The following is a 23,736-nucleotide window of genomic DNA, read 5'->3' as shown; positions in this document are numbered from 1 at the left end:
TAATTGGTGGCATGCGACGCACAGTGTGGGGGATCCTGGCCGCTTTGCTCCTTGTCATGGTGTCGGGTTGCTCCTTCGCCACCAAGGACCCGGACTATGTTCCGCCTGCGCCGCTGCCGCCGTTGGAGCAGCTGCAGCAGGTTCCCCTTGCTGAACAGACCACACTGGCTGCCGGCGAGGACGTGACCGCGTTCGTCGCGGCGAACCGGAGCATCGTGTGCGCCATGACGTCCTCGAGGGGCGGCCACCTCAACCTGCCTTACGAGGCCAACAGCTACTCGGACGCCGCCAACAACAAGTTCGCGGTGGTGCCCGTGGTCCACTGCGAGCTTGCCGCCTATGCCAAGCCCGAACTCGAGGACATCGCGGACAATTGCGCCGGCACCGGGTTGGGATACCTGGGCGGTACGGCCCTGCTGAGCCCGGACAAGGCCGTGTATGGCTCGTGTCGTTCCGGCGTAACACAAATGGAGTCCGAGTTCGGGCCCAAGGGCAGCCGCAACGGCCCGATCTCCAAGCTTCGCGAGCTGGCCGACGGGCAGAACATCGAGCGCAATGGCCTGCGGTGTTCGGCCTACAACGGTGGCGTCGCCTGCGGAAACGTCTCAGGTGGCGTGGCGTTCTTCGTCAGCCGCGAGGGTTACCAGCTGGTTTCCGACGGCGGCAAGACGGTCCATGGCAGCCTGAAAGATGGCTTCTGACCGCCACGGTGGGGACGTTGATGAACCCAAAAACCGCGTGATTATGCGGTTTTTCTACATGCGATAGAAGTGTAAGGTTACTCACTTAACAGGTAGTGTGTAGCTGGCGGGACTCCCTAAAGGGCTAAAGTTCCGAGAGGACCTTACGCAATGTGACCGGCATGAATCCCGGTTGTTTACCGCGTACTCTCCGCAGCTGGCTATCGCGGTCATCGCGGTTCCCGGCTGAACAGAAAACTACTTCGACGTAGAAGGACACTAAACCGTGGACCTGTTTGAATATCAGGCGCGCGATATGTTCGAGGCGCACGGTGTACCCGTGCTCGCCGGCATCGTGGCGCACACTCCTGAAGAAGCGAAGGCAGCTGCCGAGAAGATCGGCGGCGTAACAGTCGTCAAGGCACAGGTTAAGGTTGGTGGCCGCGGCAAGGCTGGCGGCGTCAAGGTTGCCAAGACTGCCGACGAGGCACTTGAGCACTCCACCAATATCCTGGGCATGGACATCAAGGGCCACACCGTTAACAAGGTGATGATCGCCCAGGGCGCTGACATCGCCGAGGAATTCTACTTCTCGGTCCTCCTGGACCGTGCCAACCGCAACTACCTGGCCATGTGCTCGGTTGAAGGCGGCATGGAAATCGAGCAGCTTGCCGTCGAGCGTCCCGAGGCCCTGGCCAAGATCGCCATCGACCCCGCTGTAGGCATCGACCAGGCCAAGGCCGACGAGATCGTCGAAGCTGCCGGCTTTGCGGAAGAACTGCGCGGCAAGGTCGCCGACGTCATTCTGAAGCTCTGGGACGTCTTCAAGAAGGAAGACGCAACCCTGGTTGAGGTCAACCCGCTGGTCCGCACTGGTGCCGGCGACATCGTTGCCCTTGATGGCAAGGTTTCCCTGGACGAGAACGCTGACTTCCGCCACGTGCACCACGCAACGCTGGAGGACAAGGACGCAGCTGACCCGCTCGAGGCCAAGGCAAAGGCGCAGGACCTCAACTACGTCAAGCTGGACGGCGAAGTAGGCATCATCGGCAACGGCGCCGGTCTTGTGATGTCCACCCTCGACGTCGTTGCCTACGCTGGCGAAAACCACGGCAACGTCAAGCCCGCCAACTTCCTGGACATCGGTGGTGGAGCTTCCGCCGAGGTCATGGCCAACGGTTTGGACGTCATCCTGGGCGACTCCCAGGTCAAGAGCGTGTTCGTGAACGTCTTCGGTGGCATCACCGCTTGTGACGCTGTGGCGAAGGGCATCGTTGGTGCACTTGCCGAGCTCGGTTCCTCGGCGAACAAGCCGCTGGTTGTTCGCCTCGACGGCAACAACGTTGAGGAAGGCCGCCGCATTCTGACCGAGGCCAACCACCCGCTGGTAACCCTGGCCGCCACCATGGACGAGGGCGCCGACAAGGCCGCCGAGCTCGCCAACGCAGCTAAGTAAAGGGACGCGACAATGTCTATCTACCTCAACAAAGACTCCAAGGTCATCGTTCAGGGCATCACCGGCGGCGAGGGCACCAAGCACACCGCACTGATGCTCAAGGCCGGCACCAACATTGTTGGTGGCGTCAACGCCCGCAAGGCCGGCACCACGGTCCTGCACGGCGACAAGGAAATCAACGTCTTCGGCACCGTCAAGGAAGCCATCGCTGAAACCGGCGCAGACGTCTCCATCGTCTTCGTTCCGCCGGCATTCACCAAGGACGCCGTGGTTGAAGCCATCGAAGCCGGCATCGGCCTCGTCGTGGTCATCACCGAAGGCGTTCCGGTTCAGGACTCCGCCGAATTCTGGGCACTCGCCCAGTCCAAGGTGGACGCTGACGGCAAGCAGATCACGCGCATCATCGGACCGAACTGCCCCGGCATCATCACCCCGGGCGAAGCCCTGGTTGGCATCACCCCGGCAAACATCTCGGGCAAGGGCCCCATCGGCCTCGTGTCCAAGTCCGGTACCTTGACCTACCAGATGATGTACGAACTCCGCGACCTCGGTTTCTCCACCGCGATCGGCATCGGTGGCGACCCCATCATCGGCACCACGCACATCGACGCCTTGGCTGCGTTCGAGGCTGACCCCGAGACCAAGGCAATCGTCATGATCGGTGAAATCGGTGGCGACGCTGAAGAGCGTGCAGCTGACTTCATCAAGGCCAACGTCACCAAGCCGGTTGTTGGCTACGTGGCCGGCTTCACCGCTCCTGAAGGCAAGACCATGGGCCACGCTGGCGCCATCGTCTCCGGTTCCGCTGGTACCGCTCAGGCCAAGAAGGAAGCCCTCGAAGCTGCAGGCGTGAAGGTCGGCAAGACGCCGTCCGAGACCGCCAAGCTGCTGCGCGAAGTTTTCGCAACGCTCTAGTACCCAAAGCAACGCGGGGTCACTTACGGCCCATTCCTGACTGTGGAATGGGCTCAAAGTGACCCCGCGTTGCTCTTTAAAGCACGACGGCGGCCCCGCACCTTTCCAACGGAAGGCGGCGGGGCCGCCGTCGTGCTTTAAGCACCTGTAGACCTGTATCAGTACCTCACATAGTTTGTTAGTATGTTAGGACAAACTATTTCAGGAGGATTGCGATGCCGCTTGTTCGAATCGATGTCAACCAGGGCCGCTCGCCCGAAGAGCTGTCCGCCATCAGCCGGGCCATCCACGATGCCATCGTCTCCGAGTATGAAATCCCTGAGCGGGACTACTTCCACATCCTCACTGAGCATCCGCGCGGCCAGATTGTTGCCCAGGATGCCGGCTTGGGTTTTGAGCGCAGCCCAGCTGTGGTCATGATTCAGATCTTCACGCAAGGCGGGCGTAGCCAGATGGCCAAGAGCTGCCTCTTCGAAGCCATCGCTGCCGGCTTGGTCGGCGTCGGCGTTGCGGGGGAGGACGTCTTCATTGGGTACGTGGAAAACGCGGCGGGTGACTGGTCGTTCGGCTTCGGGCGCAGTCAGTATGTCACCGGAGAACTGGCCGTTCCGCGCAAGTAAATGAGGCTCGTGTCATGTTGTAAATATGTCAGTACAAACCTTTGACAGGACATGAAATCTGGTGCAAAGTAGTCATGTGGCCCCGCTCACTGAGGGGTGGCAAGGCATTGGGGCCCAGCGCTCAAAGGTTCAGAGTTCACAAGAGAAAGGTCAACGATTACCGTGACCCACGAACTACTCACGATCGGGCGCATCAGCGTTGATATCTACCCGAACGACATCGGAGTGGACCTGGAGGACGTGACGTCCTTCGGCAAATACCTTGGAGGTTCGCCCTCCAACGTGGCTGTTGCTGCCGCACGCCACGGCCGCCGCGCCGGTGTCATCACCCGCACCGGCGATGACGCGTTCGGCAAGTACTTGCACCGTGAACTGCACAAGTTCAACGTGGACGACTCCTTCGTTTCGCCGGTAGCCCAGTACCCCACGGCCGTCACCTTTTGCGCGATCAAGCCCGCAACCGACGAGTTCCCGCTGTACTTCTACGGCCGCTTTCCCACGGCGCCGGACCTGCAGATCAAAGCCGATGAGCTGGACCTGGATGCCATTCGGGAGGCCCGGATCTTCTGGTCCACGGTGACCGGCCTGTGCCAGGAACCCAGCCGCAGCGCACACATTGCGGCGCACCAGGCCCGTCCCCGGACCGGCCTGCAGGAGGGCCAGTTCACTGTCCTGGACCTCGATTACCGGCCCATGTTCTGGGCTTCCGAAGAAGAAGCCCGCGCCGAGGTTGCCAAGATCCTCCCGCAGGTCACGGTCGCGATCGGCAATGACAAGGAATGCGCCGTGGCAGTGGGCGAGGGAACCCCCGATGAGCAGGCGGACCGCTTGCTCGCTGCCGGCGTCGAAATCGCAGTGGTGAAGCTTGGCGCGGAAGGTGTGATGGCCAAGACCGGCACCGAGCGCGTGGTGTCCGCCCCAGTGCCGGTGGAAACCGTCAACGGCCTGGGCGCCGGGGACTCTTTCGGTGGCGCGTTCTGCCACGGCCTGCTCTCCGGCTGGCCGTTGTCCGAAGTCCTCGATTACGCGAACGCTTCCGGTGCGATCGTCGCCTCCCGGCTTTCCTGTGCGGATGCGATGCCGACGCCGGATGAGGTCACCTCGCTGCTCGCCGAACGCGGCCGTCCCATCCCCGGTGCATCCGTCGCGGCAGGCACCCTTGCTGAAGGAGCCGTCCGTTGAGCCTGAACGATGATCCCCGCCGCTACGAACACCTGAGCCGCATCAGGCTTGAGGACCCGGAGGCCGTTGCCCGCGCAGCTGCCACCCGCCGTCGTCATCCTGGTTTGAAGCACGGGACGCAGAATTTCATCGTCGCCGCGGACCACCCGGCCCGCGGCGCACTGGCGGTCGGGTCCGAGCCCATGGCCATGGCGGACCGCCGGGACCTGCTGGACCGCCTCCAGATCGCCCTCGCCAACCCTGCAGTGGACGGCATCCTCGCATCCCCGGACATCATGGACGACCTCCTGCTCCTTGGCGCATTGGAGGGAAAACTCATCTTCGGCTCCATGAACCGCGGGGGACTGGCCGGCCTGGTGAACGAGTTCGATGACCGTTTCACCGGCCACACAGCAGCGGCCCTGGAAGCCCTGGGCGCTGACGGCGGCAAGATGCTCACCCGTATTTGCCTGGGCGACCCGGATACCGTGGCCACCCTGGAAGCAACGGCGAAGGCCATCGATTCCCTGGCCGAGCGCAAGCTCATTGCCATGGTGGAGCCCTTCCTGTCGGTGCGCGATTCCCACGGCAAGGTCCGCAACGACCTCCGTGCGGACGCCGTGATCAAGTCGGTCGGCATCGCCGAGGGCCTTGGCTCCACCAGCGCCTACACCTGGATGAAGCTCCCCGTGGTGGACGAGATGGAGCGCGTCATGGCCTCCACAACGCTACCCACTGTGCTGCTTGGCGGCGATCCCAGCGGCACTCAGGACGAAGTCTTCGCGAGTTGGCAGGCAGCCCTTGCACTCCCTGGCGTTCGTGGCCTGACGGTGGGGCGGACTCTGCTGTACCCGCACGACGGCGACGTGGCCGGGGCCGTCGCGACGGCGGCCTCGCTGCTGAACAGCACTGCCCCCGCTGCCGCCGGCCCGGCCCCTTCGTCAGACCGCATTCCAGTGAAAGTATCGGAGTAAGAACAGATGTCTTCCCGTCGGATGACCGTGGCCCAGGCTGTGGTCGAATTCCTGTCCAAGCAGTACACCGTGGATTCCATCAATGGCACGGAGTACCGTGAGCGCCTTATTCCCGGCACGTTCGGTATTTTCGGGCACGGCAATGTGGCCGGTGTTGGGCAGGCATTGAAGCAATACCAGGCTGCGGACCCCAGCATCATGCCCTACTACCAGGGCCGCAACGAGCAAGCCCAGGTACATCAGGCCGTTGGTTATGCCCGGCACACCCGGCGCCGCCAGACGTTCGCGATCAGCAGTTCCATCGGTCCGGGTTCTTCGAACCTGCTGACCGGCGCAGCGTTGGCCACCACCAACAGGCTGCCTGTCCTGCTCCTGCCCAGCGACACCTTTGCCACCCGTGCAGCTGATCCCGTGCTGCAGCAGTTGGAGTTGCCGTACGCATACGACATCACTGTCAACGACGCCTTCCGTCCTCTGTCCAAGTTCTTCGACCGGGTCTCCCGGCCGGAGCAGTTGTTCTCCGCTTTCCATCACGGCCTGCGCGTTCTGACGGACCCTGCTGAAACCGGCGCTGTGACCATTTCGCTGCCCCAGGACGTCCAAGCCGAAGCGTTCGATGTCCCGGAAGAATTCCTGGCTGAGCGTGAGTGGCGTATCCGGCGTCCGGAGGCCGAAGATGACGATATCCGCCGCGCCGTGGAGGCCATCCGTGCAGCCAAACGGCCATTGGTTATTGCGGGCGGCGGCGTCCTCTACGCCTACGCCAACGAGGAACTGGCCAAGTTCACTGAGCTGACCGGCATTCCTGTGGGCAACACCCAGGCAGGCGTCGGCGTCCTGCCGTGGGACCACAAGTATTCCCTGGGCGCCATCGGTTCCACGGGCACGACGGCGGCGAACGCCATTGCTGCCGAGGCGGACCTGATCATCGGGATCGGCACCCGCTACGAAGACTTCACCACGGCCTCGCGCACGGCGTTCCAGAACCCGGACGTGAAGTTCGTGAACATCAATGTCGCACCGATCGATGCCTACAAGCACGGCACCACCCTGCCGATCGTCGCCGATGCCCGCAAGGCACTGGTGAAGCTGAACCAAGCCCTCGGCGGTTACCGTGTGGGTGCGGACCTGGAAGAGAAGATCGCGGCTGAGAAGAAGCGCTGGAATGCGATCGTGGACGAGGCGTTTGATACCCGTTTCACGCCGTTGCCTGCCCAGAACGAGATCATCGGCGCCACGAACAAGGCCATGGATGACCACGACGTCGTCATCTGTGCCGCGGGTTCGCTGCCGGGCGACCTGCACAAGATGTGGCGCGTCCGCGACCCGTTCGGCTACCACGTTGAATACGCGTACTCCTGCATGGGCTACGAAATCCCGGGCGGGCTGGGCGTGAAGCGCGCGGCCCTGGCGGAAGCCGCTGCCGGCGGTCCCACGAGGGATGTCGTGGTCATGGTGGGGGACGGCTCCTACCTGATGATGCACACCGAACTGGTCACCGCCGTCGCCGAACGCATCAAACTGATCGTGGTCCTGATCCAGAACCACGGTTACGCCTCCATCGGTTCCCTGTCAGAGTCGCTCGGTTCGCAGCGGTTCGGTACGCAGTACCGCGTCCTGGACAAGGAACAGCACAGCTTCGATGCCGGTGAGCACCTGCCCATCGACCTCGCCACCAACGCCGAATCGCTCGGGGCGAAGGTCATCCGGATCGAACCGGGCGAAAACGTCATCGAATCCCTGGGCGCAGCGATCAAGGAAGCCAAAGCGGCCCCGGAAACAGGCCCGATCGTGATCCATGTCGAGTCGGATCCCTTGCTGGACGCACCGTCCTCGGAGTCCTGGTGGGACGTGCCCGTCTCGGCAGTCTCCGAGCTGGAATCCACGCAGCAGGCCTACAAGACGTATACCGACCACAAGAGCCGCCAGCGCAAGCTGCTCGGCTGATTGCCCAGACTCACAGAGCCACAGACTTACATAGCCACAGACTTACAGACCCACAGACCAAAGGAAGTCCGCACATGTCGACGACGACCACACTGACCACCATCCAGCACTTCATCAACGGCGCGGAGTCTGCCGGTGAGGGCGACCGCACCCAGCCGGTGTACAACCCGGCCACGGGGCAGGTCACCGCGGAGTTGCGCCTGGCCAACGAGGCTGACCTGCATGCCACGGTTGCCGCGGCCCGCAAAGCTGCAGATTCCTGGGGTGACATTTCCCTGGCCAAGCGCACCGCCGTGCTGTTCAAGTTCCGTGAACTCGTCGCAGCGCACGTGGACGAACTCGCCGAGTTGATCACCGCCGAGCACGGCAAGGTCCTTTCCGACGCGAAGGGTGAGATCGGCCGTGGCCTGGAAGTCATTGAGTTCGCTTGTGGCATCCCGCAGCTGCTCAAGGGTGACTATTCGGACCAGGTCTCCACCGGCATCGATGTCTTCTCCTTCCGCGAACCCCTGGGCGTGGTTGCCGGCATCACCCCGTTCAACTTCCCCGTGATGGTGCCGTTGTGGATGGCGCCCATGGCCATCGCGACCGGCAACGCGTTCATCCTCAAGCCTTCCGAGCGTGACCCCTCCGCTTCGATGCTCCTGGCCAAGCTCTGGAAGCAGGCCGGCCTGCCTGATGGCGTGTTCCAAGTCCTGCATGGCGGCAAGGAAACTGTTGATGGCCTGTTGACCCACCCGGACGTGGATGGCATCAGTTTTGTTGGCTCCACCCCGATCGCGCAGTACGTCCACGAAACCGCCACCAAGCACGGCAAGCGGGTCCAGGCCCTGGGCGGGGCGAAGAACCACGCGATCGTGATGCCCGACGCCGACCTCGACAACGCCGCCGACCACCTGGCCGCCGCGGCGTTCGGTTCGGCAGGGGAGCGTTGCATGGCGATTTCCGTCGCCGTGGCAGTAGGGGACGCCGCGGACCTGATCGTGAAGAAGGTCGAAGAACGCGCCTTGGCCGTGAAGGTCAACAACGGCACCGAACCCGACGCCGAAATGGGCCCGGTCATCACCCCGGCCTCCAAGGAACGCATCGTCAGGATCGTCACCGAAGCAGAAGCAGCAGGCGCCGCGATGGTGGTGGATGGACGCGACCTGGTGGTCCCCGGCCACGAAGACGGCTTCTGGGTAGGGCCCACCGTGATCGACCACGTCAAGACCGAAATGAGCGCCTATACCGAGGAAATCTTCGGGCCGGTCCTTGTGGTGGTCCGCGTCGCGGACCTCGAAGAAGGCATCAGGCTGATCAACTCCAACCCCTATGGCAACGGCACGGCGATCTTCACCTCCAACGGTGCAGCCGCCCGGAAGTTCCAGCGCTCCGTCACCGTGGGCATGGTGGGCATCAACGTGCCCCTGCCCGTTCCGGTGGCCTACCACTCCTTCGGTGGTTGGAAGAATTCCCTCTTCGGCGACAAGCACATTTACGGCCCCGAAGGCGTCTCCTTCTACACCCGCGGCAAGGTCATCACTTCACGCTGGCCCGAGCCCACCCACGCCTCCGGCGCCTCCTACAACTTCCCCTCCAACTGATCCATCCCCACCGCCACCCTCGCCTCGCAAGCTCGGCCAGGGAACCCTGGCGGTGTGGGCCCTGATAGAGAAAGACAACGCTGTCATGACTGAAGTCGAGAACAAGCTGATCATCGGCACCGCACCCGATTCCTGGGGAGTGTGGTTTGCCGACGATCCCCAGCAAACGCCGTGGGAGCGCTTTCTGGATGAGGTAGCCGAGTCGGGCTACAAGTGGATTGAACTGGGTCCGTATGGCTACCTGCCCAACGATCCGACCCGCTTGGCGGAGGAACTCAAGCAGCGCGACCTCAAGGTCACTGCCGGTACGGTCTTCACGGCCTTCCACCGCGGTGCTGCCCAGTATGAGGAGGCATGGGAGCCGGCCCGCAAGGTTGCCGAATTGACGGCGGCCATGGGTGGGGAACACATCGTGGTCATCCCGGCGATGTGGCGCGATGACGTCACTGGGGAAGCGGTGGAAAACGGCGAACTTACCGACGCGCAGTGGGCAGACCTCTTCGCCGGCCACAACCGCATGGGCAAAGTGCTGTTGGAGGACTTCGGCCTGCACCAGCAATTCCACTCGCACGCAGACTCGCATGTTGGCGCGCAGCAGGACATTGAAACGCTCCTGGCCGCCACGGATCCGCAGTACTTGAACCTGTGCCTCGATACGGGTCACGCCGAATACTGCGGAGCTTCCAGCCTTGAGCTCATCAAGAACTACCCGGACAGGATCGGCTACCTTCACCTGAAACAGATCAATCCTGCGGTCCTGGCAGAAGTGAACGAAAAGAACATGACGTGGGCAGCTGCCAACCTGGCCGGCGTCATGACCGAGCCGCCGAACGGCCTGCCCGATCTGCGCGCCGTCATTGAAGCGGTGGAGGCCCTCAACCGGCCCATCTTCGGCATCGTGGAGCAGGACATGTACCCGGTGGCGTTCGATGTGCCGATGCCCATCGCCAAGCGCACCCGCAACTACCTGCTTTCCTGCGGATCCCGTACGCGGGTCCAGTAACTCCGGCCAGCAGCAACCTCCGAACGAACCTCACGAAGGATAGAAACAGTGACCAAGACTCTCCGCGTTGCCGTCATCGGTGCAGGCCGCATGGGTGCGGACCACATCAAGCGCCTCAGCACCCGCATCCATGGCGCTGAAGTAGCCGCCGTCGTCGACGTCGACCTCGCCCGGGCGGAAGCCGCCATTCAGGGAATCGACGGCGCAGTGGCGCTCGCAAATGCCGATGAGGCACTCAACAATGGCGACGTCAATGCCGTTCTCATCGCCACTCCTGGGTTCCTCCACGAGGAAATCCTCTACAAGGCGTTGGAGAAGGACTTTCCCATCCTGTGCGAGAAGCCGCTGACCCCGGACGCCGGGAGTGCCTGGAAGGTTGTGGAGGCCGAACAAGCGCTGGGCCACAAGCGCATCCAGGTGGGCTTCATGCGCCGCTTCGACGCCGAGTATGCGGCGCTCGGATCGGTGATCCGCAACAGCGAGTTGGGAGAGCTGTTGATGCTGCACCACCAGCACCGGAACCCGACCACGCCTGAAGGTTTCACCAACGAGATGCTGATCAACGACTCCGTGGTCCACGAGTTCGACGCGATCCGCTACTTCACGGGCGAAGAAATCACCTCCGTGCAGGTCCGCCTGGGCAAGCCAACGCGCAACGCACCGAACGGCCAGCACGACCCCCAGCACGTACTGCTGGAGACGGAGTCCGGTGTGCTGGCCGACGTCGAGATCTACGTCAACGCCAAGTTCGGCTACCAGGTGGCAACGCAGGCGTCCTTTGAGGACGGCATCGTGAGCATCGGCGGCGACTCCGGCCCCTACATCCAGACCGCGGGCAAGTGGGGCGGCACCGTCACCCCGGGCTTTGAGGACCGTTTTGGTGCAGCGTACGACGTCGAGGTCCAGTCCTGGGTGGACGCCGCCCTTCGTGGCGAAATTGGCGGCCCCACCGCCTGGGACGGCTACGCCACCGCAGCCTGCTGCGAGGCCGGGGTGGAGGCGCAGAAGTCCGGCGAGAAGGTCAAGGTCCAGCTGAACACGAAGCCGGACCTCTACAAGTAAGGGATTGAGCATGAAAATCGCACTTGATCCCACGCCTTTCCACCACAGCCACAGCCTGCTGGAGTTTCCCCGCGTTGCTGCCGACCTGGGCTACAAGTACCTGCAGATGACCCCGCATGCGGACCTCATTCCCTTCTACAACCATCCAAAGGCCGACGACGAACTGGTGGGCAAGCTGAAAGCAGCGTGCAAGGACGCCGGCGTCGAAATCGCGTCGGTCCTGCCCGTCCTACGCTGGTCCGGTCCGGACGAGGACGCACGCGAGGCCGCTGTCCGATACTGGAAACGCGCTATCCAAATCGCCGTGGACCTTGGCGTGCAGACGATGAACACCGAATTCAGCGGCCGTCCCGAGAAGGCCGAGGAATCGGAACGGGCGTTCTACCGCTCCATGGAGGAACTCCTGCCGATCATCGAACGCGAAGACATGGACGTGCTGATTGATCCGCACCCGGACGACTTCGTGGAGGACGGCCTTGCCGCCTTGCGCGTTATCCGTGGCGTGAATTCGCCGAACATCGGCATGGTGTACGTGGCCTCGCACACTTTCCACATGGGCAACAAGCCGCTGGAGATCATGCGTGCCGCGGGGGACAAGCTCCGACTGGTCCACGTCTCGGACACCATGAACCACCATGCCTCCCACGGTCTGCGGTACATCACCAACCCACCCGGCAATGCCGTCCGCGTCCATCAGCACTTGAAGATCGGCGACGGCGACGTCAACTGGGACGAGTTCTTTGGCGGCCTGAAGGAGATCGGCTTCCTGGACAAGGCGAACACCGTGATGGTTTCCTCCGTCTTTGCAGAGGACGAGAATGCCGAGGACGTCTCCCGTTACCAGCTCAAGACGATGAACGACTACATCGCCCAGGCCTAAACCCCTGGAGTTTTTGTACAGATAAAGCCCCTAAGACCGCGTCTTAGGGGCTTTATCTGTACAAAAACTCAGGCCGTGAAGGGGAGTCTTGGGTCCACGTCCTGACCTTCCCAGGTTTGGCGGATCCAGCCGTGGTGGGGGTCGTCGCTGATGAGCCAATCGCGGACCCGTCCGGGGCCAGCCATGACGTTGAGGTAGTAGAGGTCGTAGCCCGGGGCTGCCATCGCAGGTCCGTGCCAGCCGTAGGGCACCAGCACGACGTCGCCGGTGCGGACCTCGACGGAGACGTCGATGGGCCGATCGTCGGAGGCGTACACGCGTGCGTAGCCGATTGCGTCTGAGTCCGTGGGGGCTGGGGAGTCCGGGGCGATGCGCGTTTCGAAGTAGTAGATCTCCTCGAGGCTGGTTTCCCCTTCCCTCTCCTCATCGTGCTTGTGGGGAGGGTAGGAGGACCAGTTGCCTGCAGGGGTGATGACCTCGCAAACAATAAAGCGATCAGCTTCCAGCGCAGCCGGTGTGCCGAAGTTGTGGACTTGGCGCGAACAATTACCCGCGCCACGGAGCTCCACGGGTGTTTCTCCAGCGGTGATCAGCCTGGTGGGGTACCCGGCTTTCGCCGGCGCGGTCGCTACGGCGACCCGGCCGCCGTCGTCCGAGCTGATGGTGACCGCTTTATCGATCCCTGTGTACAGGACGTCGCTTGGTCCGTGGAAAACCGACTGCCGGCCTGCGAGGCGGTACTGTTCGTCGTCGACCGTTACGGTAAACGAACCGCTCAACGGAACCACAATGCGCTCTTCCGCGGCGGCGGGAAGTTCGACGGCGGCACCGGCGGCGAGCGTGGCGGACTTCAGGCCCGTATGGGCCCAGCCATCGATGGCAAGGCTGGAATCGGAGGTGCCGAGGGAGATGTCCCACTTGCCGTCATTGGCTGTTCCCAGCGGGTAGACCCAGTTGGCCATAAGTTTCTGTCCTTGTTTTTTAGCGCTGTACGAGTGTCATTTCAAAGCTGTAGGAATCGGCGCGGTAGACGTGGTGGCCGGTTTCCACCATGCGGCCTGTGTCGTCCACCGCGGTGCGTTCCATGGTGACCAGGGCCGAACCCACCTCGGCTTCGAGGAGGGGCGCTTGGTAGTCATTGGCGATCATGGCGCCGATGCGCTGCGATGCCAAGCGGAAGTTGACGCCTCCGCGCCTCAGTATGGCGTAGAGGCCTTCCCTGGCGAGCTGGGCTTCATCCATGGTGGTGATGTCGTCGCGGACCCAGTTCTCCATGAGCGCCAGGGGCTTGCCACCTACTTTGCGCAATCGCGTGAAGTGGTAGACCTTGGACCCCGCGGGCAGTTGAAGGGCTGTGAGCGTGGCGGCATCGGCTTCAATGTGGGAGAAGCTCAGGACCTCGGTGGTGGGCTTTTTGCCGTTGTTGCTGAGGTCGTCATAGAGACTCGACAGTTCCAGCGGGCGCCGGACCTGGCTGGAGACCACCTGGGTACCCACGCCGCGCTTGCGGACCAGGAGTCCGGCCCGGACGAGCTCATCCATTGCCTTGCGCATCGTGGGTCGGGACAGATTGAGCTGCGCCGCGAGGTCGATTTCGTTGTCCAGGCGGCTGCCTGGTTCCAGTACGCCGCTGTGGATCGCGGCCTCGATACCCTGAACTACTTGATGGTAGAGGGGCACCGGGGACGAACGATCGATGCTGAGACTGAGTTGGTTCGCCACTGGATTCTCCTAGCCGCCTGCTTAAGGCCGGCAAAGGAGCCGGGATAGGGCTCCTCTGCCGGATGGAAGCGTATGTCCGCTCATGTTCTCTTGATAGGACATACTGCCTTTTCTGATAATAGCAGCCGGCTTTTCACCGTCAAGGATGTGGCCTTTTGGGGGCGTGGCTGGCCGTCTACTCGAGGAGGTTACGTAAAAACATCCTAATGTCAGGACAAAGTATTGACAAAGTGTGAGGTCAGTCACCATGATCGGTGTAGTGGGGAGATCCGGACACGAGTCTCCGGACCCTCGACCTGAAATCAAAGGAGATAACGGTGGCAAAATTCTCATGGCGTAAAGCGGCGGTCGTCGCTGCGGTGGTTCCCTTGGTGGCATTGAGCGCCTGTTCGAGCCAGGGTGGCAAACCGGCCGATTCCGGTGGAGGAGCAGCCGCCGGCCAGGTGGCCAGCACGGACCGCATCAAAGTTGCCTTGATTACGCACGCTGCTGCCGGCGACACTTTCTGGGACATCGTCCGCAAGGGTGCGGAGGAAGCATCAGCCAAGGACAATGTTGAGTTGCTTTACACCAGCGACCCGGAAGCCGGACGCCAGGCGCAGCTGGTCCAGCAGGCCATTGACCAGAAGGTGGACGGCATCGCCGTGACGTTGGCGACCCCCGACGCCTTGAAGGACGTACTGAAGAAGGCCACCGATGCAGGCATCCCGGTGGTTAGCCTCAATGCCGGTGAGTCCGTCTCGGCCCAACTCGGCGCCTTCACCCACTTCGGTTCAAACGAGCAACTGGCCGGTGAAGCCGTCGGTACCAGGCTTGCAGCCGAAGGCTACAAGCACCCCGTCTGCGTCATCCAGCAGCAGGGCCACGTAGGTTTGGAAGCACGTTGTGCTGGCGTCAAGGCCAAGGTTCCCGCAACGGAAATCCTTTATGTCGACGGCAAGGACATGACGGCGGTCCAGTCCACGGCCACCGCCAAACTCCAGGCGGCCAAGGATGCGGACGTGATCATTGGGCTCGGTGCCCCGATCACGTTGACACTGCTCAAGTCTGTTTCCGACGCAGGAAGCTCGTCCAAGGTGGCCAGCTTCGACCTCAACGCCGATCTCGCCCAGAAGATCGTGGACGGCGCAGTGATTTTCACTGTCGACCAGCAGCCTTGGCTCCAGGGCTACATGTCCGTGGACTCCCTGTGGCAGGCAAAGCGCGGCGGCTTCAAGATCGGCGGCGGCCAGCCGGTCCTGACCGGACCAACCATCGTGGACAAGTCCAACGCTTCCGACGTCCTCAAATTCGCCCAGCAGGGCGTTCGCTAGATCCCGGCATCAGGCTGCGCGGCGGAGAATCGCCGCGCAGCCTGGACAACAAGGAGTCACTCCCATGGCAAACACAGCAACCCTGCCGCCGGCGACATCGCCTGGTGATGAACGGGTCGGCCGCCGCAATCCTTTCCAGAAATTCCTCGCCAGGCCCGAGGTTGGTGCCCTCGTTGGTGCCGTGGTCCTCTTTATCTTCTTCGCCTCGGTGTCGCAGACGTTCACCCAACCGAACGCCCTCGCCACCGTGCTGTACGGTTCTTCAACCATTGGCATCATGGCCGTAGGCGTGTCACTGCTGATGATCGGTGGCGAGTTTGACCTCTCCACAGGCGTGGCCGTGATCTCGTCAGCGTTGACAGCTTCGCTGTTCAGCTGGAACTTCTCGTTGAACGCCTGGGTCGGTGTCGGCCTGGCCCTTGTGGTCTCGCTGGGCATTGGATTCATCAACGGCTGGATCCTGATCAAGACCAAGCTTCCAAGCTTCATCGTCACCCTGGCCACGTTCCTGATGCTGACAGGCCTCAACCTGGCTCTGACCCGCCTGATCGGCGGCAGCGTCTCCTCCCCGTCCATTTCCAAGCTTGACGGCTTCGAATCAGCGCGTGCGGTTTTCGCGTCCTCCGTCAGCATTGGCGGAGTGGAAGTGAAGATCACCGTCTTCTTCTGGATCGTTCTTGTCCTCATCGCATCCTGGGTGCTCCTGCGCACGAAAGTTGGCAACTGGATCTTCGCAGTGGGCGGTGACGCCAACGCTGCCCGCGCCGTAGGTGTCCCCGTGACCAAGACAAAGATCGGACTGTTCATGGCAGTCGGGTTCTGCGGCTGGATCCTGGGCATGCACAACCTCTTCGCCTTCGACGCCGTTCAGTCCGGTGAAGGCGTCGGCAACGAATTCCTTTACATCATCGCCGCCGTTATTGGTGGCTGCCTGCTCACCGGCGGTTACGGCTCGGCAGTGGGTGGGGCTATCGGAGCCTTCATCTTCGGCATGGCCAACAAGGGCATCGTGTACGCACAATGGAATCCGGACTGGTTCAAGTTCTTCCTGGGCCTGATGCTCCTGCTGGCAACCATCGTCAACCTCATCGTCAAACGCCGGGCAGAGCTGAAGTAAGGGGCCGGAACCATGAACGCACAACAGATCGACCAGCAAACACTGTTGAAAGACGAGAAGGACCCTTTGACGCACACACCGGTGCACCTGCTCTCACTCGAGGGCATTGGCAAGCACTACGGCAACATCATCGCCCTGCGGGACGTGACCATGGCCGTGGATAACGGCCGCGTCACCTGCGTCCTGGGTGACAACGGTGCCGGCAAGTCCACGTTGATCAAGATCATTGCCGGGCTGCACCAGCACGACGAAGGTACCCTGCAAGTGATGGGTGACGCCCGCAAGTTCAACTCACCCCGGGATGCCCTCGACGCCGGCATCGCCACGGTCTACCAGGACCTGGCCGTGGTCCCGCTGATGCCGATTTGGCGGAACTTCTTCCTGGGCTCAGAGCTGACCAGCGGGTTCGGGCCGTTCAAGAGCATGGATGTCCAGAAGATGAAGGACATCACCAAGAAGGAACTCGCCGACATGGGCATCGACCTCCGCGATGTGGAGCAGCCCATCGGCCAGCTCTCAGGCGGCGAGCGGCAGTGTGTCGCGATCGCTCGCGCTGTGTACTTCGGTGCCAAGGTCCTGATCCTGGACGAACCGACGGCAGCGCTGGGAGTCAAGCAGTCCGGCGTCGTGCTCCGCTACATCCTGCAGGCCCGCGACCGGGGCCTGGGCGTCATCTTCATTACCCACAACCCGCACCACGCCTTCCCGGTCGGTGACCGGTTCCTGCTGCTCAAGCGCGGCAAGTCGATCGGCTACTACGACAAGAAGGACATCACCCTGGACGAGCTGACGGCCCAGATGGCCGGTGGTGCGGAGTTGGCCGAGCTGGCCCATGAGCTGGAACAGCTTGGCGGACATTCCGCGGCACTCGAGGAAGTCAAGGCCGAGGTTGCCGACGTCGCCGAGGCCGCGACGGAGGCCACCACCAAGCGCCACTAGGCGGCTCTTCATGGGATTCTGCCCGGAGCCTGCAACGGTTCCGGGCAGAGTCAATTCAGCGGATGGACGTTGTGCCGCGCAGTACCAGGAGGGGTTCAATAAGCTTCCGCTCGGGTAGGAGTGCGGGGTCGTCGACCCGGGCGAGCAGCCTGCGGGCCGTGTCCACTCCGACCAGATCGCTGCGGTTGTCGATGGAAGTCAGGTCCAGGTAGCGCGACTTCGCCAAGGGGGAGTTGTCATAGCCGATCACCGAAACATCATCCGGCACCGACAGGCCACGGGCCTTGAGGGCGGCGAAGGCGCCCAGCGCCATGGTGTCGTTGGCTGCGAAGACCGCGGTGGTCTCCGGGTGGTGTTCCAGGAGCCACACGGCGGCAGCATAGCCATCTTCCTCCGACGTACCCACGCATTCACTAACAACAGGCTCGACGCCGGCAGCCTCCACCGCGCGCAGGAAACCGGCCCGCCGGTGTGCGGAGGCGCCGTCGGAACCTGAGAGGTGACCGATGCGGACGTGACCCAGATCCAGCAGATGGTTGGCGGCCTTTATGCCGCCGGTGTCGTCGTCGTTGGTGATCAAGTCCGCGCCTTCCGGGATGCCGTTGCGCCAGCCTGCCACCACGGTGGGAGCCCAGGTTCCGGACAACATGGCTTCACTGGGCTCGGCAGCGAGAACCAGGGCGTCGACGTGCATGGCAAGCAGGCCGTCGGTGGCTTCCTTGATGCGGTTCTCGCCGGGCCTGGAGTCCGCGAGCATCACTTGGTAGCCGAGGTCCGAAAGGACGGACTCCATGCCACGGAGAAGATCCACGAACCAGGGGTTCCGGTAGTCGTCGATGACCAGGCCGATGCTCTTGGTCTTGCTGCTGGCCAGAGTGGTGGCGGCCCGGCTGGGTCGATAGCCGAGCTCGGAGATGGCCTTCTGCACAGCGCCCCGGCGCTTTTCGCTGATGCGTGCGGGGTCCTTGAGGAACAAGGAAACCAACGACGGGGAGACTCCGGCCTGTGTGGCGACGTCGTAGAGCGTTGGCCGTCGGGCCAGGGGACTGTTCTGTGTTCCGGGGCTTGTCACGGGATTCCTGGATGCCTTTCGTTCTGTCTTCGAGGATAGTCGGTTAATGATTGACAGGACATATAGACATAGTTACGATCAAATCCAGCCTGCAAATTGTAGCGCTACAAAAAGCCGTAAACGCCTCGCGCGGCGGCGAAATTTCGAAGGAGAAATCATGGCTAAAAGCCTCGGCGTCGCCGTCATCGGTGCGGGCATGGCCGGCAAAGCCCACGCTGCCGCCTACCGCACGGCATCGGCCCTCTACAGCCCGGTGCTTCCACCGGTCCGCCTCGTCTCGATCGGCGATGTCAATGCTGAATTCGGCTCGCTGGCCGCGCGACGTTTCGGGTACGAGCGCCACGACGCCTCCTGGCAGGCCATCGCCGAAGCTGAAGACATCGATGTTGTCAGCGTGGTCATCGCCAACTCCTTGCACCGCGAAGTGGTTGAAGGGTTGTTGGCAGCAGGCAAGCATGTACTGTGCGAAAAGCCGCTCAGCGATACCTTGGAGGACGCGCGGGCCATGGCTGACGCCGCCCGGGCCGCGGAAGCCCGCGGAACGCTTGCCAGAATCGGTTTCACGTTCCGCCGCACCCCTGGCATCGCCTACATCCGCGACCTGATCCGCAACGGACCCCTCGGCAACGTGCTTCACTTCAGTGGCCGTTACTGGACCGATTATGGTTTCAGCCCCGCTGCGCCGATGAGCTGGCGCTACAAGGGCGGCCCCGGCTCCGGCGCGCTGGCCGACGTCGGAAGCCACCTGACATACGTCTCCGAATTCCTCTGTGGCGACATCAAATCCATCAGCGGAGGGCGACTGGCGACGGCGATCGACAAGCGCCCCCTGCCGCTCAGCGCGGTGATGGGCCACGACCATGGTGCTGTCAGTGACGTGTTCGAAGCCGTGGAGAATGACGACTACGCAGCTTTCAACGCTGAGTTCACCAGCGGCGCCGGCAGCTTCGAAGTCTCACGTGTGGCGGCCGGCCATGCCAACAGTCTCCAGTTCGAGGTCTTCTGCGAGAACGGTGCCGCCAAGTTCGACCAGCGCAGGCCTTCGGAGATCCAGTTGTTCCTGAACGATGGATCCGGGAGTGAGAACGGCTACCGCCAAGTCTCGCTTGGCCCGGGCCACCCCTACATCGCCGGAGGATTGGCCATGGATGCGCCCGAGGTTGGCTTCGGCCAGAACGACGCGTTCGGCTACCAGGCGCGGGCCTTCCTGGAAGAGGTCGCCGGCCTCGGCGCGGAGTCTTCCCTGCCCCGCTGTGCCACCTTCGATGAAGGTGTCCGCAATATGGAACTCCTCGGCGCGGTCACCGACTCCGCCCTCAACAACGGAAAGAAGATCACGCTATGAAGCTCGGCGTCTACAACGCGATCCTTCACGACCGGCCGCTGCCGGAAGCGCTCAAGGTCATCGCCGACCTCGGGCTCACGGGGATCGAGATCAACACCGGTGGCTACCTTCCCGCCGTGCATGTTCCCACTTTTGACCAGATCCTGGAAAGCGACGCAGCCCGGGACGACTATCTTGCGGTCTTCGAGGGCACTGGCGTGTCCATTGCAGGCTTGAACTGCAACGGCAACCCATTGCACCCAAAGCGTGAGATCGGTGAGAAGCACGCGGAGGACATTCGGCGCTCGATCCGTCTGGCGGCCCGTTTGGGCCAGAGCCGGGTGGTCACCATGTCCGGCCTACCTGGTGGTGAGCCTGGTGCAACTACGGTCAATTGGGTGGTCAACGCCTGGAACTCAGCGGCGCTGGATGTGCTGGATTACCAATGGGGTATTGCCGCGGAATTCTGGAAGGAAATCGATCGCCTCGCTGCCGATCATGGTGTCAAGGTGGCTTTGGAGCTGCATCCGCAGAACATCGTGTTCAACACCGCCGACGTCTACAAGCTGATCGAGCTCACCGGCGCCACCCATGTGGGTGTGGAGTTGGACGCTTCCCACCTGTTCTGGCAGCAGATGGATCCGGTAGCCGTGGTCCGGGAGCTTGGCCCGTTGGTTTTCCAGGCGGCTGCCAAGGATGTCCGGGTGAACACAGAAAACGCCGCACTCTACGGTGTGTTGGACAACAGCTTCCGCAGACTCTCAGCCGATGAGAACCGCACTAACCTTGGCGGCGACGAGTGGGCCAATGAGTGGCCCAAGAACTCGGCGTGGGACTTCGTTGCGCTGGGCCGTGGGCACGATACCGCCTTCTGGACCAGGTTCCTCCGGGCGTTGCATGACGTAGACCCGGACATGCTGGTCAACATCGAGCATGAAGACGTGTCCTTGGGGCGCATCGAAGGCCTGGAGGTCGCGGCGAAAGTCCTGCTGGACGCCGACGCCGCACTGAATGAGTCATTGAATCAGAAAGTTTGACAGGACAAACTAACAAGATCTAGTCTCACTTCAGGATTCTCGCCCGGAGACCACATTCTGCTGCAGTGACGGAGACAGAACATGACGAACGAAGTGACCCTCGGACTGGTTGGCGTTGGCCGGATCGGTGTGATGCACGCAAACAACATCAGCGCGCTGAACGGCACCGACCAGGACAGAACACTGGGGCAGGACGGTGTGCAGGTACGGCTGAAGCTGACGGACGTCGCGGAGGAGCACGCCCGTTCCGTGGCCGCCAACGTGGGAGCTGAGTTCCTGGGCTCTGTGGAGGAACTGATCGGCTCGGGAGTTGACGGCCTGGTGATCGCTACAGGCACAGCCACCCACCCGGACCTTATCCGGGCAGGCGTCGACGCCGGGATCCCCGTGTTCTGTGAGAAGCCAGTTGCCGTGAACGTGGCGGCGTCCCTTCCAGTCCTTGAGTACATCCGGGAGAAGAATGGTGTTGTGCAGATCGGCCATCAGCGCCGTTTTGATGCCGGCTACCTTGAGGCCAAACGCGCTTATGAAGCGGGGGAGCTGGGGTGGATCCATTCGCTTCGGGCCGTCACCTGCGACATGACCCCGCCGCCGGTCCAGTTCCTGGCCACCTCGGGTGGATTGTTCCGGGACTGTTCCGTCCACGACTTCGACATCCTCCGCTGGCTCACCGGCAAGGAAATCGTGGAGGTCTATGCCAAGGGCTCCAATAACGGTGATCCGGCAATCGGTGAGGTGGGCGACGTCGACACCGCTTTGGCAGTAGTGACGTTCGACGACGGCACCGTGGGTACGGTCTCGGCCAGCCGCTACAACGGGGCCGGGCATGATGTCAGGCTGGAACTCCAGGGTTCCGAACGCTCCGTCCTGGTGGGGATGGACCAACAGATGGCGATGCGTTCTGCCGAGCCGGGGGTTGCCTTTCCTGCGGGAACCCCTCATCTGACTTTCGCTGAGCGCTTCGATCAGGCTTATCGCTCGGAGATGGCTGCGTTCGTGGAAGTAGTCCTTGGGCAACGCAAGAACCCCTGCACTCCCGAGGATGCTGTGGCTGCTTCCAAAGTGGCGGACGCAGCGCAGGAGTCCCTGGAGACGGGTGCGCCGGTCAGGGTTGCTGTCTAGTTGAAGTGTGCCTACTTCGCGCGCGCTCATGTTCTGAGTGGTGTGTGGTGGTGGTTGCGGCGTGGTGTTTGGTGGGGGTCGATGTGGGGTGGGGGTGTGAACCATGGGGCGCCGGTTTGGATGCGGATTTTCCATTGTTCTTTGTGGATGAGGTGGTGGTGTGAGCAGAGCAGGACGCCGTTGTTGGTTCCTGTGGTGCCGCCGTGTGTCCAGTAGGTGATGTGGTGGGCTTCGCACCAGGGTGCGGGCATGGTGCAGTCGGGGAAGGCGCAGCCGCCGTCGCGGGCGGTGAGGGCTTTGCGGATGTGGGGTGGGAAGATCCGTGTGCTGCGGCCGATGTCGAGTATTTGGGAGTCGGTGCCGAGCAGGACGGGGAGGATCTCGGCGTCGCAGGCTATTTCGCGGATGGTGTTCGGGTGCATGGGCCCGGTGAACGTCGCTGTCCCGGTGCTGGTACCCGCGCCGGTGCCGGTGTGGTGCTCGATGGTGTTGAAGAGTTCATCGTGGCCGATGGTGATGGTGAGTTGGGGTCGGAGTCCGCCGTTGGTGGGTAGGTTCCCGGTGGTCATGGCCAGGGTGCAGGCTCCGACGAGGCCGTCGAGGAGTTTCTGGGCCCGGCAGCGCCGGTCCAGCTCCGGCCCCGGGGTGCTGTTGGTGTCGGCGGTGCTGGTGCCTGGGGTGGTGGTGAGGCGGGGGTTGGTGGCGACGTTCATGGCGGTGGCGAGGATTTCGTATTGTTCACCGGTGGCGAAAATTTCGAGGTGGTGCAGTCCGTGGCGGCGTCGGCGGCGGAGGAACGCGCCTTGGACGTGGCGGAGTGCTTCTTCGGTGGGTTCGGGGCCGTCATGGTCGATGTAGTCGGTCCAGCGTCGGGCCATGGTGGTGAGGAAGTCGGGATCGGACTGCGCGGCGGTGGTGGTCAGGGCGTGTTCCATGCCGGTGAGGGTGTCCTGGTCGGTGAAGTGTTGGACTTTGTCCAGGGCAGTGCTGATGATCGTCGCGGAGCGGGAGGAGACTTGCCCGGTGTGGACTGCGGTGGCGAGTTCTTCGCGTCGTGCGGGGATGCCCTGCCCGGTGGTACCAGTGCTGGAGAGCAGGACGGTGGCAAGGGCGAGCCTGCGCCGGGCTTCACCGATCCCGATCCGCAACCGGGCCCGAAGGAACTCCGCCGCGTTCCGGTACCCGTCATCCAAGACACTGCCAGGGGCGTCTTCCGTCGCAGCAGCCTGGGTTTCAGCCGTCTCGGTCCACCCCGTCCGCCACTCCTGCGCGCCGGACGGGCTGGATTGTCTGGATTGTCGCGCCTGCGCCTCGGTCCGGGTCCGTTCCACCGCTTGAGCTGCAACGACCTGCAGAAACTCAACCGTCCGGGAAATCTCCTCGACCCTGCCGGCGAAATCCGCAGCCTCCGTGAAGTCGAACAGCCGTGCTTCCTCGCCCGCGAGTGAACGCACAGCTGCCACTGCGGCAGCACCCACAGCCAGAGACTCAGCGAGTCCCGCAGCCCCGGCGCGGCCCTCAAAAGACAAGCCAGCGGTTAGCAGCCGCACGCCAGCGCCGCCGCTGGTGTGCGCGGCGGTGAGTGACGCCGTCGAACCCGTCTGCGAGGCCGGCCGGGCAGTAAGCGTCTTGTCGCTGTGGCGGATGCGTCGAGGCAGCACTTTGGCGCCGGGCGAACCTGCCCGCCGCGCCAGAACATCCCCAATGCTTCCCATGAATCAACCTTGTCACCAGGGTCTGACATTATTAGCACGCCATCCCCGAAGGTCAGCGGGAGGCGTTCAACGGGGGCGGACATAGCTGACG

21 protein-coding genes are annotated in these 23,736 nt (G+C 62.9%); 17 read left to right on the top strand and 4 right to left on the bottom strand.

What is annotated here, in order from left to right; all coding sequences use genetic code 11:
* The first annotated feature begins 11 nt into the window (after positions 1–11).
* From AB0N72_RS06760 to AB0N72_RS06710, 11 genes are all read left to right on the top strand, one after another.
* On the top strand, positions 12–701 hold the full coding sequence (locus AB0N72_RS06760; RefSeq protein ID WP_363930196.1) for a hypothetical protein: 690 nt from the start codon (positions 12–14) through the stop codon (positions 699–701).
* A 265-nt stretch (positions 702–966) separates the two neighbouring features.
* Positions 967–2,136, top strand: coding sequence for an ADP-forming succinate--CoA ligase subunit beta (gene sucC, locus AB0N72_RS06755; protein WP_363930195.1), 1,170 nt, complete (start codon positions 967–969; stop codon positions 2,134–2,136).
* 12 nt (positions 2,137–2,148) lie between these two features.
* Positions 2,149–3,051 carry a succinate--CoA ligase subunit alpha gene (gene sucD, locus AB0N72_RS06750; protein ID WP_363930194.1) on the top strand — a complete coding sequence of 301 codons (903 nt, stop codon included), beginning with the start codon at positions 2,149–2,151 and terminating at the stop codon, positions 3,049–3,051.
* Positions 3,052–3,266: 215 nt separating this feature from the next.
* Positions 3,267–3,671 (top strand): tautomerase family protein, encoded by a 405-nt coding sequence (locus tag AB0N72_RS06745; RefSeq protein ID WP_363930193.1) that lies wholly within the window; start codon positions 3,267–3,269, stop codon positions 3,669–3,671.
* Positions 3,672–3,833: 162 nt separating this feature from the next.
* Positions 3,834–4,853, top strand: coding sequence for a 5-dehydro-2-deoxygluconokinase (gene iolC, locus AB0N72_RS06740; RefSeq protein WP_363930192.1), 1,020 nt, complete (start codon positions 3,834–3,836; stop codon positions 4,851–4,853).
* Positions 4,850–5,806, top strand: a complete 957-nt coding sequence (locus AB0N72_RS06735) for a deoxyribose-phosphate aldolase (RefSeq protein WP_363930190.1) — start codon at positions 4,850–4,852, stop codon at positions 5,804–5,806. Before iolC ends, AB0N72_RS06735 begins: the two co-directional genes overlap by 4 nt.
* Positions 5,807–5,827: 21 nt before the next feature.
* Positions 5,828–7,753, top strand: coding sequence for a 3D-(3,5/4)-trihydroxycyclohexane-1,2-dione acylhydrolase (decyclizing) (gene iolD, locus AB0N72_RS06730; RefSeq protein ID WP_363930347.1), 1,926 nt, complete (start codon positions 5,828–5,830; stop codon positions 7,751–7,753).
* A 74-nt stretch (positions 7,754–7,827) separates the two neighbouring features.
* On the top strand, positions 7,828–9,339 hold the full coding sequence (locus AB0N72_RS06725) for a CoA-acylating methylmalonate-semialdehyde dehydrogenase (RefSeq protein WP_363930189.1): 1,512 nt from the start codon (positions 7,828–7,830) through the stop codon (positions 9,337–9,339).
* An 85-nt stretch (positions 9,340–9,424) separates the two neighbouring features.
* A complete protein-coding gene (locus tag AB0N72_RS06720) occupies positions 9,425–10,342 on the top strand; it encodes a sugar phosphate isomerase/epimerase (protein WP_363930188.1) in 918 nt (305 codons plus the stop codon).
* A gap of 48 nt (positions 10,343–10,390) precedes the next feature.
* Positions 10,391–11,404 (top strand): Gfo/Idh/MocA family oxidoreductase, encoded by a 1,014-nt coding sequence (locus tag AB0N72_RS06715; protein ID WP_363930187.1) that lies wholly within the window; start codon positions 10,391–10,393, stop codon positions 11,402–11,404.
* Positions 11,405–11,414: 10 nt separating this feature from the next.
* Positions 11,415–12,284 (top strand): sugar phosphate isomerase/epimerase, encoded by an 870-nt coding sequence (locus AB0N72_RS06710; protein ID WP_363930186.1) that lies wholly within the window; start codon positions 11,415–11,417, stop codon positions 12,282–12,284.
* Positions 12,285–12,352: 68 nt separating this feature from the next.
* Here the strand turns inward: AB0N72_RS06710 and iolB are convergent, their stop codons facing one another.
* Together iolB and AB0N72_RS06700 are read right to left on the bottom strand one after the other, a co-directional pair.
* The gene (iolB, locus tag AB0N72_RS06705; RefSeq protein WP_363930185.1) at positions 12,353–13,246 is read right to left on the bottom strand and encodes a 5-deoxy-glucuronate isomerase; all 894 of its coding nucleotides are present in this window, start codon (positions 13,244–13,246) and stop codon (positions 12,353–12,355) included.
* A 19-nt stretch (positions 13,247–13,265) separates the two neighbouring features.
* Positions 13,266–14,006 carry a GntR family transcriptional regulator gene (locus AB0N72_RS06700; RefSeq protein ID WP_363930184.1) on the bottom strand — a complete coding sequence of 247 codons (741 nt, stop codon included), beginning with the start codon at positions 14,004–14,006 and terminating at the stop codon, positions 13,266–13,268.
* 317 nt (positions 14,007–14,323) lie between these two features.
* Between AB0N72_RS06700 and AB0N72_RS06695 the strand changes: the two genes are divergently transcribed.
* The 3 genes from AB0N72_RS06695 to AB0N72_RS06685 all read left to right on the top strand — a co-directional run bounded on the left by AB0N72_RS06695 (position 14,324) and on the right by AB0N72_RS06685 (position 17,375).
* Complete coding sequence (locus AB0N72_RS06695; RefSeq protein WP_363930183.1) at positions 14,324–15,319, top strand: substrate-binding domain-containing protein; 996 nt, start codon at positions 14,324–14,326, stop codon at positions 15,317–15,319.
* Positions 15,320–15,383: 64 nt separating this feature from the next.
* Positions 15,384–16,436, top strand: coding sequence for an ABC transporter permease (locus AB0N72_RS06690; RefSeq protein ID WP_363930182.1), 1,053 nt, complete (start codon positions 15,384–15,386; stop codon positions 16,434–16,436).
* 12 nt (positions 16,437–16,448) lie between these two features.
* Positions 16,449–17,375 carry an ATP-binding cassette domain-containing protein gene (locus tag AB0N72_RS06685; protein ID WP_363930181.1) on the top strand — a complete coding sequence of 309 codons (927 nt, stop codon included), beginning with the start codon at positions 16,449–16,451 and terminating at the stop codon, positions 17,373–17,375.
* A 55-nt stretch (positions 17,376–17,430) separates the two neighbouring features.
* On the opposite strand, the gene AB0N72_RS06680 is transcribed toward AB0N72_RS06685, so the two are convergent.
* The gene (locus AB0N72_RS06680) at positions 17,431–18,447 is read right to left on the bottom strand and encodes a LacI family DNA-binding transcriptional regulator (RefSeq protein ID WP_363930180.1); all 1,017 of its coding nucleotides are present in this window, start codon (positions 18,445–18,447) and stop codon (positions 17,431–17,433) included.
* Between the two features lie 157 nt (positions 18,448–18,604).
* Between AB0N72_RS06680 and AB0N72_RS06675 the strand changes: the two genes are divergently transcribed.
* The 3 genes from AB0N72_RS06675 (at position 18,605) to AB0N72_RS06665 (ending at position 21,930) form a co-directional block, all read left to right on the top strand.
* Positions 18,605–19,792: a Gfo/Idh/MocA family oxidoreductase gene (locus tag AB0N72_RS06675; protein ID WP_363930179.1), complete on the top strand. Its 1,188-nt coding sequence runs from the start codon at positions 18,605–18,607 to the stop codon at positions 19,790–19,792.
* The gene (locus tag AB0N72_RS06670; RefSeq protein WP_363930178.1) at positions 19,789–20,808 is read left to right on the top strand and encodes a sugar phosphate isomerase/epimerase; all 1,020 of its coding nucleotides are present in this window, start codon (positions 19,789–19,791) and stop codon (positions 20,806–20,808) included. Before AB0N72_RS06675 ends, AB0N72_RS06670 begins: the two co-directional genes overlap by 4 nt.
* 81 nt (positions 20,809–20,889) lie before the next feature.
* Entirely contained in the window at positions 20,890–21,930 is a 1,041-nt protein-coding gene (locus AB0N72_RS06665; RefSeq protein ID WP_363930177.1) for a Gfo/Idh/MocA family oxidoreductase, read from the top strand.
* Between the two features lie 26 nt (positions 21,931–21,956).
* Here AB0N72_RS06665 and AB0N72_RS06660 read toward each other — a convergent pair whose 3' ends face one another.
* Positions 21,957–23,645, bottom strand: a complete 1,689-nt coding sequence (locus AB0N72_RS06660) for a DUF222 domain-containing protein (protein ID WP_363930176.1) — start codon at positions 23,643–23,645, stop codon at positions 21,957–21,959.
* Positions 23,646–23,736 lie beyond the last annotated feature (91 nt).

It is taken from the genome of Paenarthrobacter sp. NPDC089307 (assembly GCF_040685055.1).
GTDB lineage: Bacteria > Actinomycetota > Actinomycetes > Actinomycetales > Micrococcaceae > Arthrobacter.
Note: the sequence above shows the minus strand (reverse complement) of the source record. Positions and strands in the feature narration are given on the sequence as shown.

Coding starts and splice junctions, on each gene's coding strand:
- AB0N72_RS06760 (WP_363930196.1), top strand. CDS start 12: ATGCGACGCACAGTGTGGGGGATCCTGGCCGCTTTGCTCCTTGTCATG.
- sucD (WP_363930194.1), top strand. CDS start 2,149: ATGTCTATCTACCTCAACAAAGACTCCAAGGTCATCGTTCAGGGCATC.
- AB0N72_RS06745 (WP_363930193.1), top strand. CDS start 3,267: ATGCCGCTTGTTCGAATCGATGTCAACCAGGGCCGCTCGCCCGAAGAG.
- iolD (WP_363930347.1), top strand. CDS start 5,828: ATGACCGTGGCCCAGGCTGTGGTCGAATTCCTGTCCAAGCAGTACACC.
- AB0N72_RS06725 (WP_363930189.1), top strand. CDS start 7,828: ATGTCGACGACGACCACACTGACCACCATCCAGCACTTCATCAACGGC.
- AB0N72_RS06720 (WP_363930188.1), top strand. CDS start 9,425: ATGACTGAAGTCGAGAACAAGCTGATCATCGGCACCGCACCCGATTCC.
- AB0N72_RS06710 (WP_363930186.1), top strand. CDS start 11,415: ATGAAAATCGCACTTGATCCCACGCCTTTCCACCACAGCCACAGCCTG.
- iolB (WP_363930185.1), bottom strand. CDS start 13,246: ATGGCCAACTGGGTCTACCCGCTGGGAACAGCCAATGACGGCAAGTGG.
- AB0N72_RS06690 (WP_363930182.1), top strand. CDS start 15,384: ATGGCAAACACAGCAACCCTGCCGCCGGCGACATCGCCTGGTGATGAA.
- AB0N72_RS06685 (WP_363930181.1), top strand. CDS start 16,449: ATGAACGCACAACAGATCGACCAGCAAACACTGTTGAAAGACGAGAAG.
- AB0N72_RS06675 (WP_363930179.1), top strand. CDS start 18,605: ATGGCTAAAAGCCTCGGCGTCGCCGTCATCGGTGCGGGCATGGCCGGC.
- AB0N72_RS06670 (WP_363930178.1), top strand. CDS start 19,789: ATGAAGCTCGGCGTCTACAACGCGATCCTTCACGACCGGCCGCTGCCG.
- AB0N72_RS06665 (WP_363930177.1), top strand. CDS start 20,890: ATGACGAACGAAGTGACCCTCGGACTGGTTGGCGTTGGCCGGATCGGT.
- AB0N72_RS06660 (WP_363930176.1), bottom strand. CDS start 23,645: ATGGGAAGCATTGGGGATGTTCTGGCGCGGCGGGCAGGTTCGCCCGGC.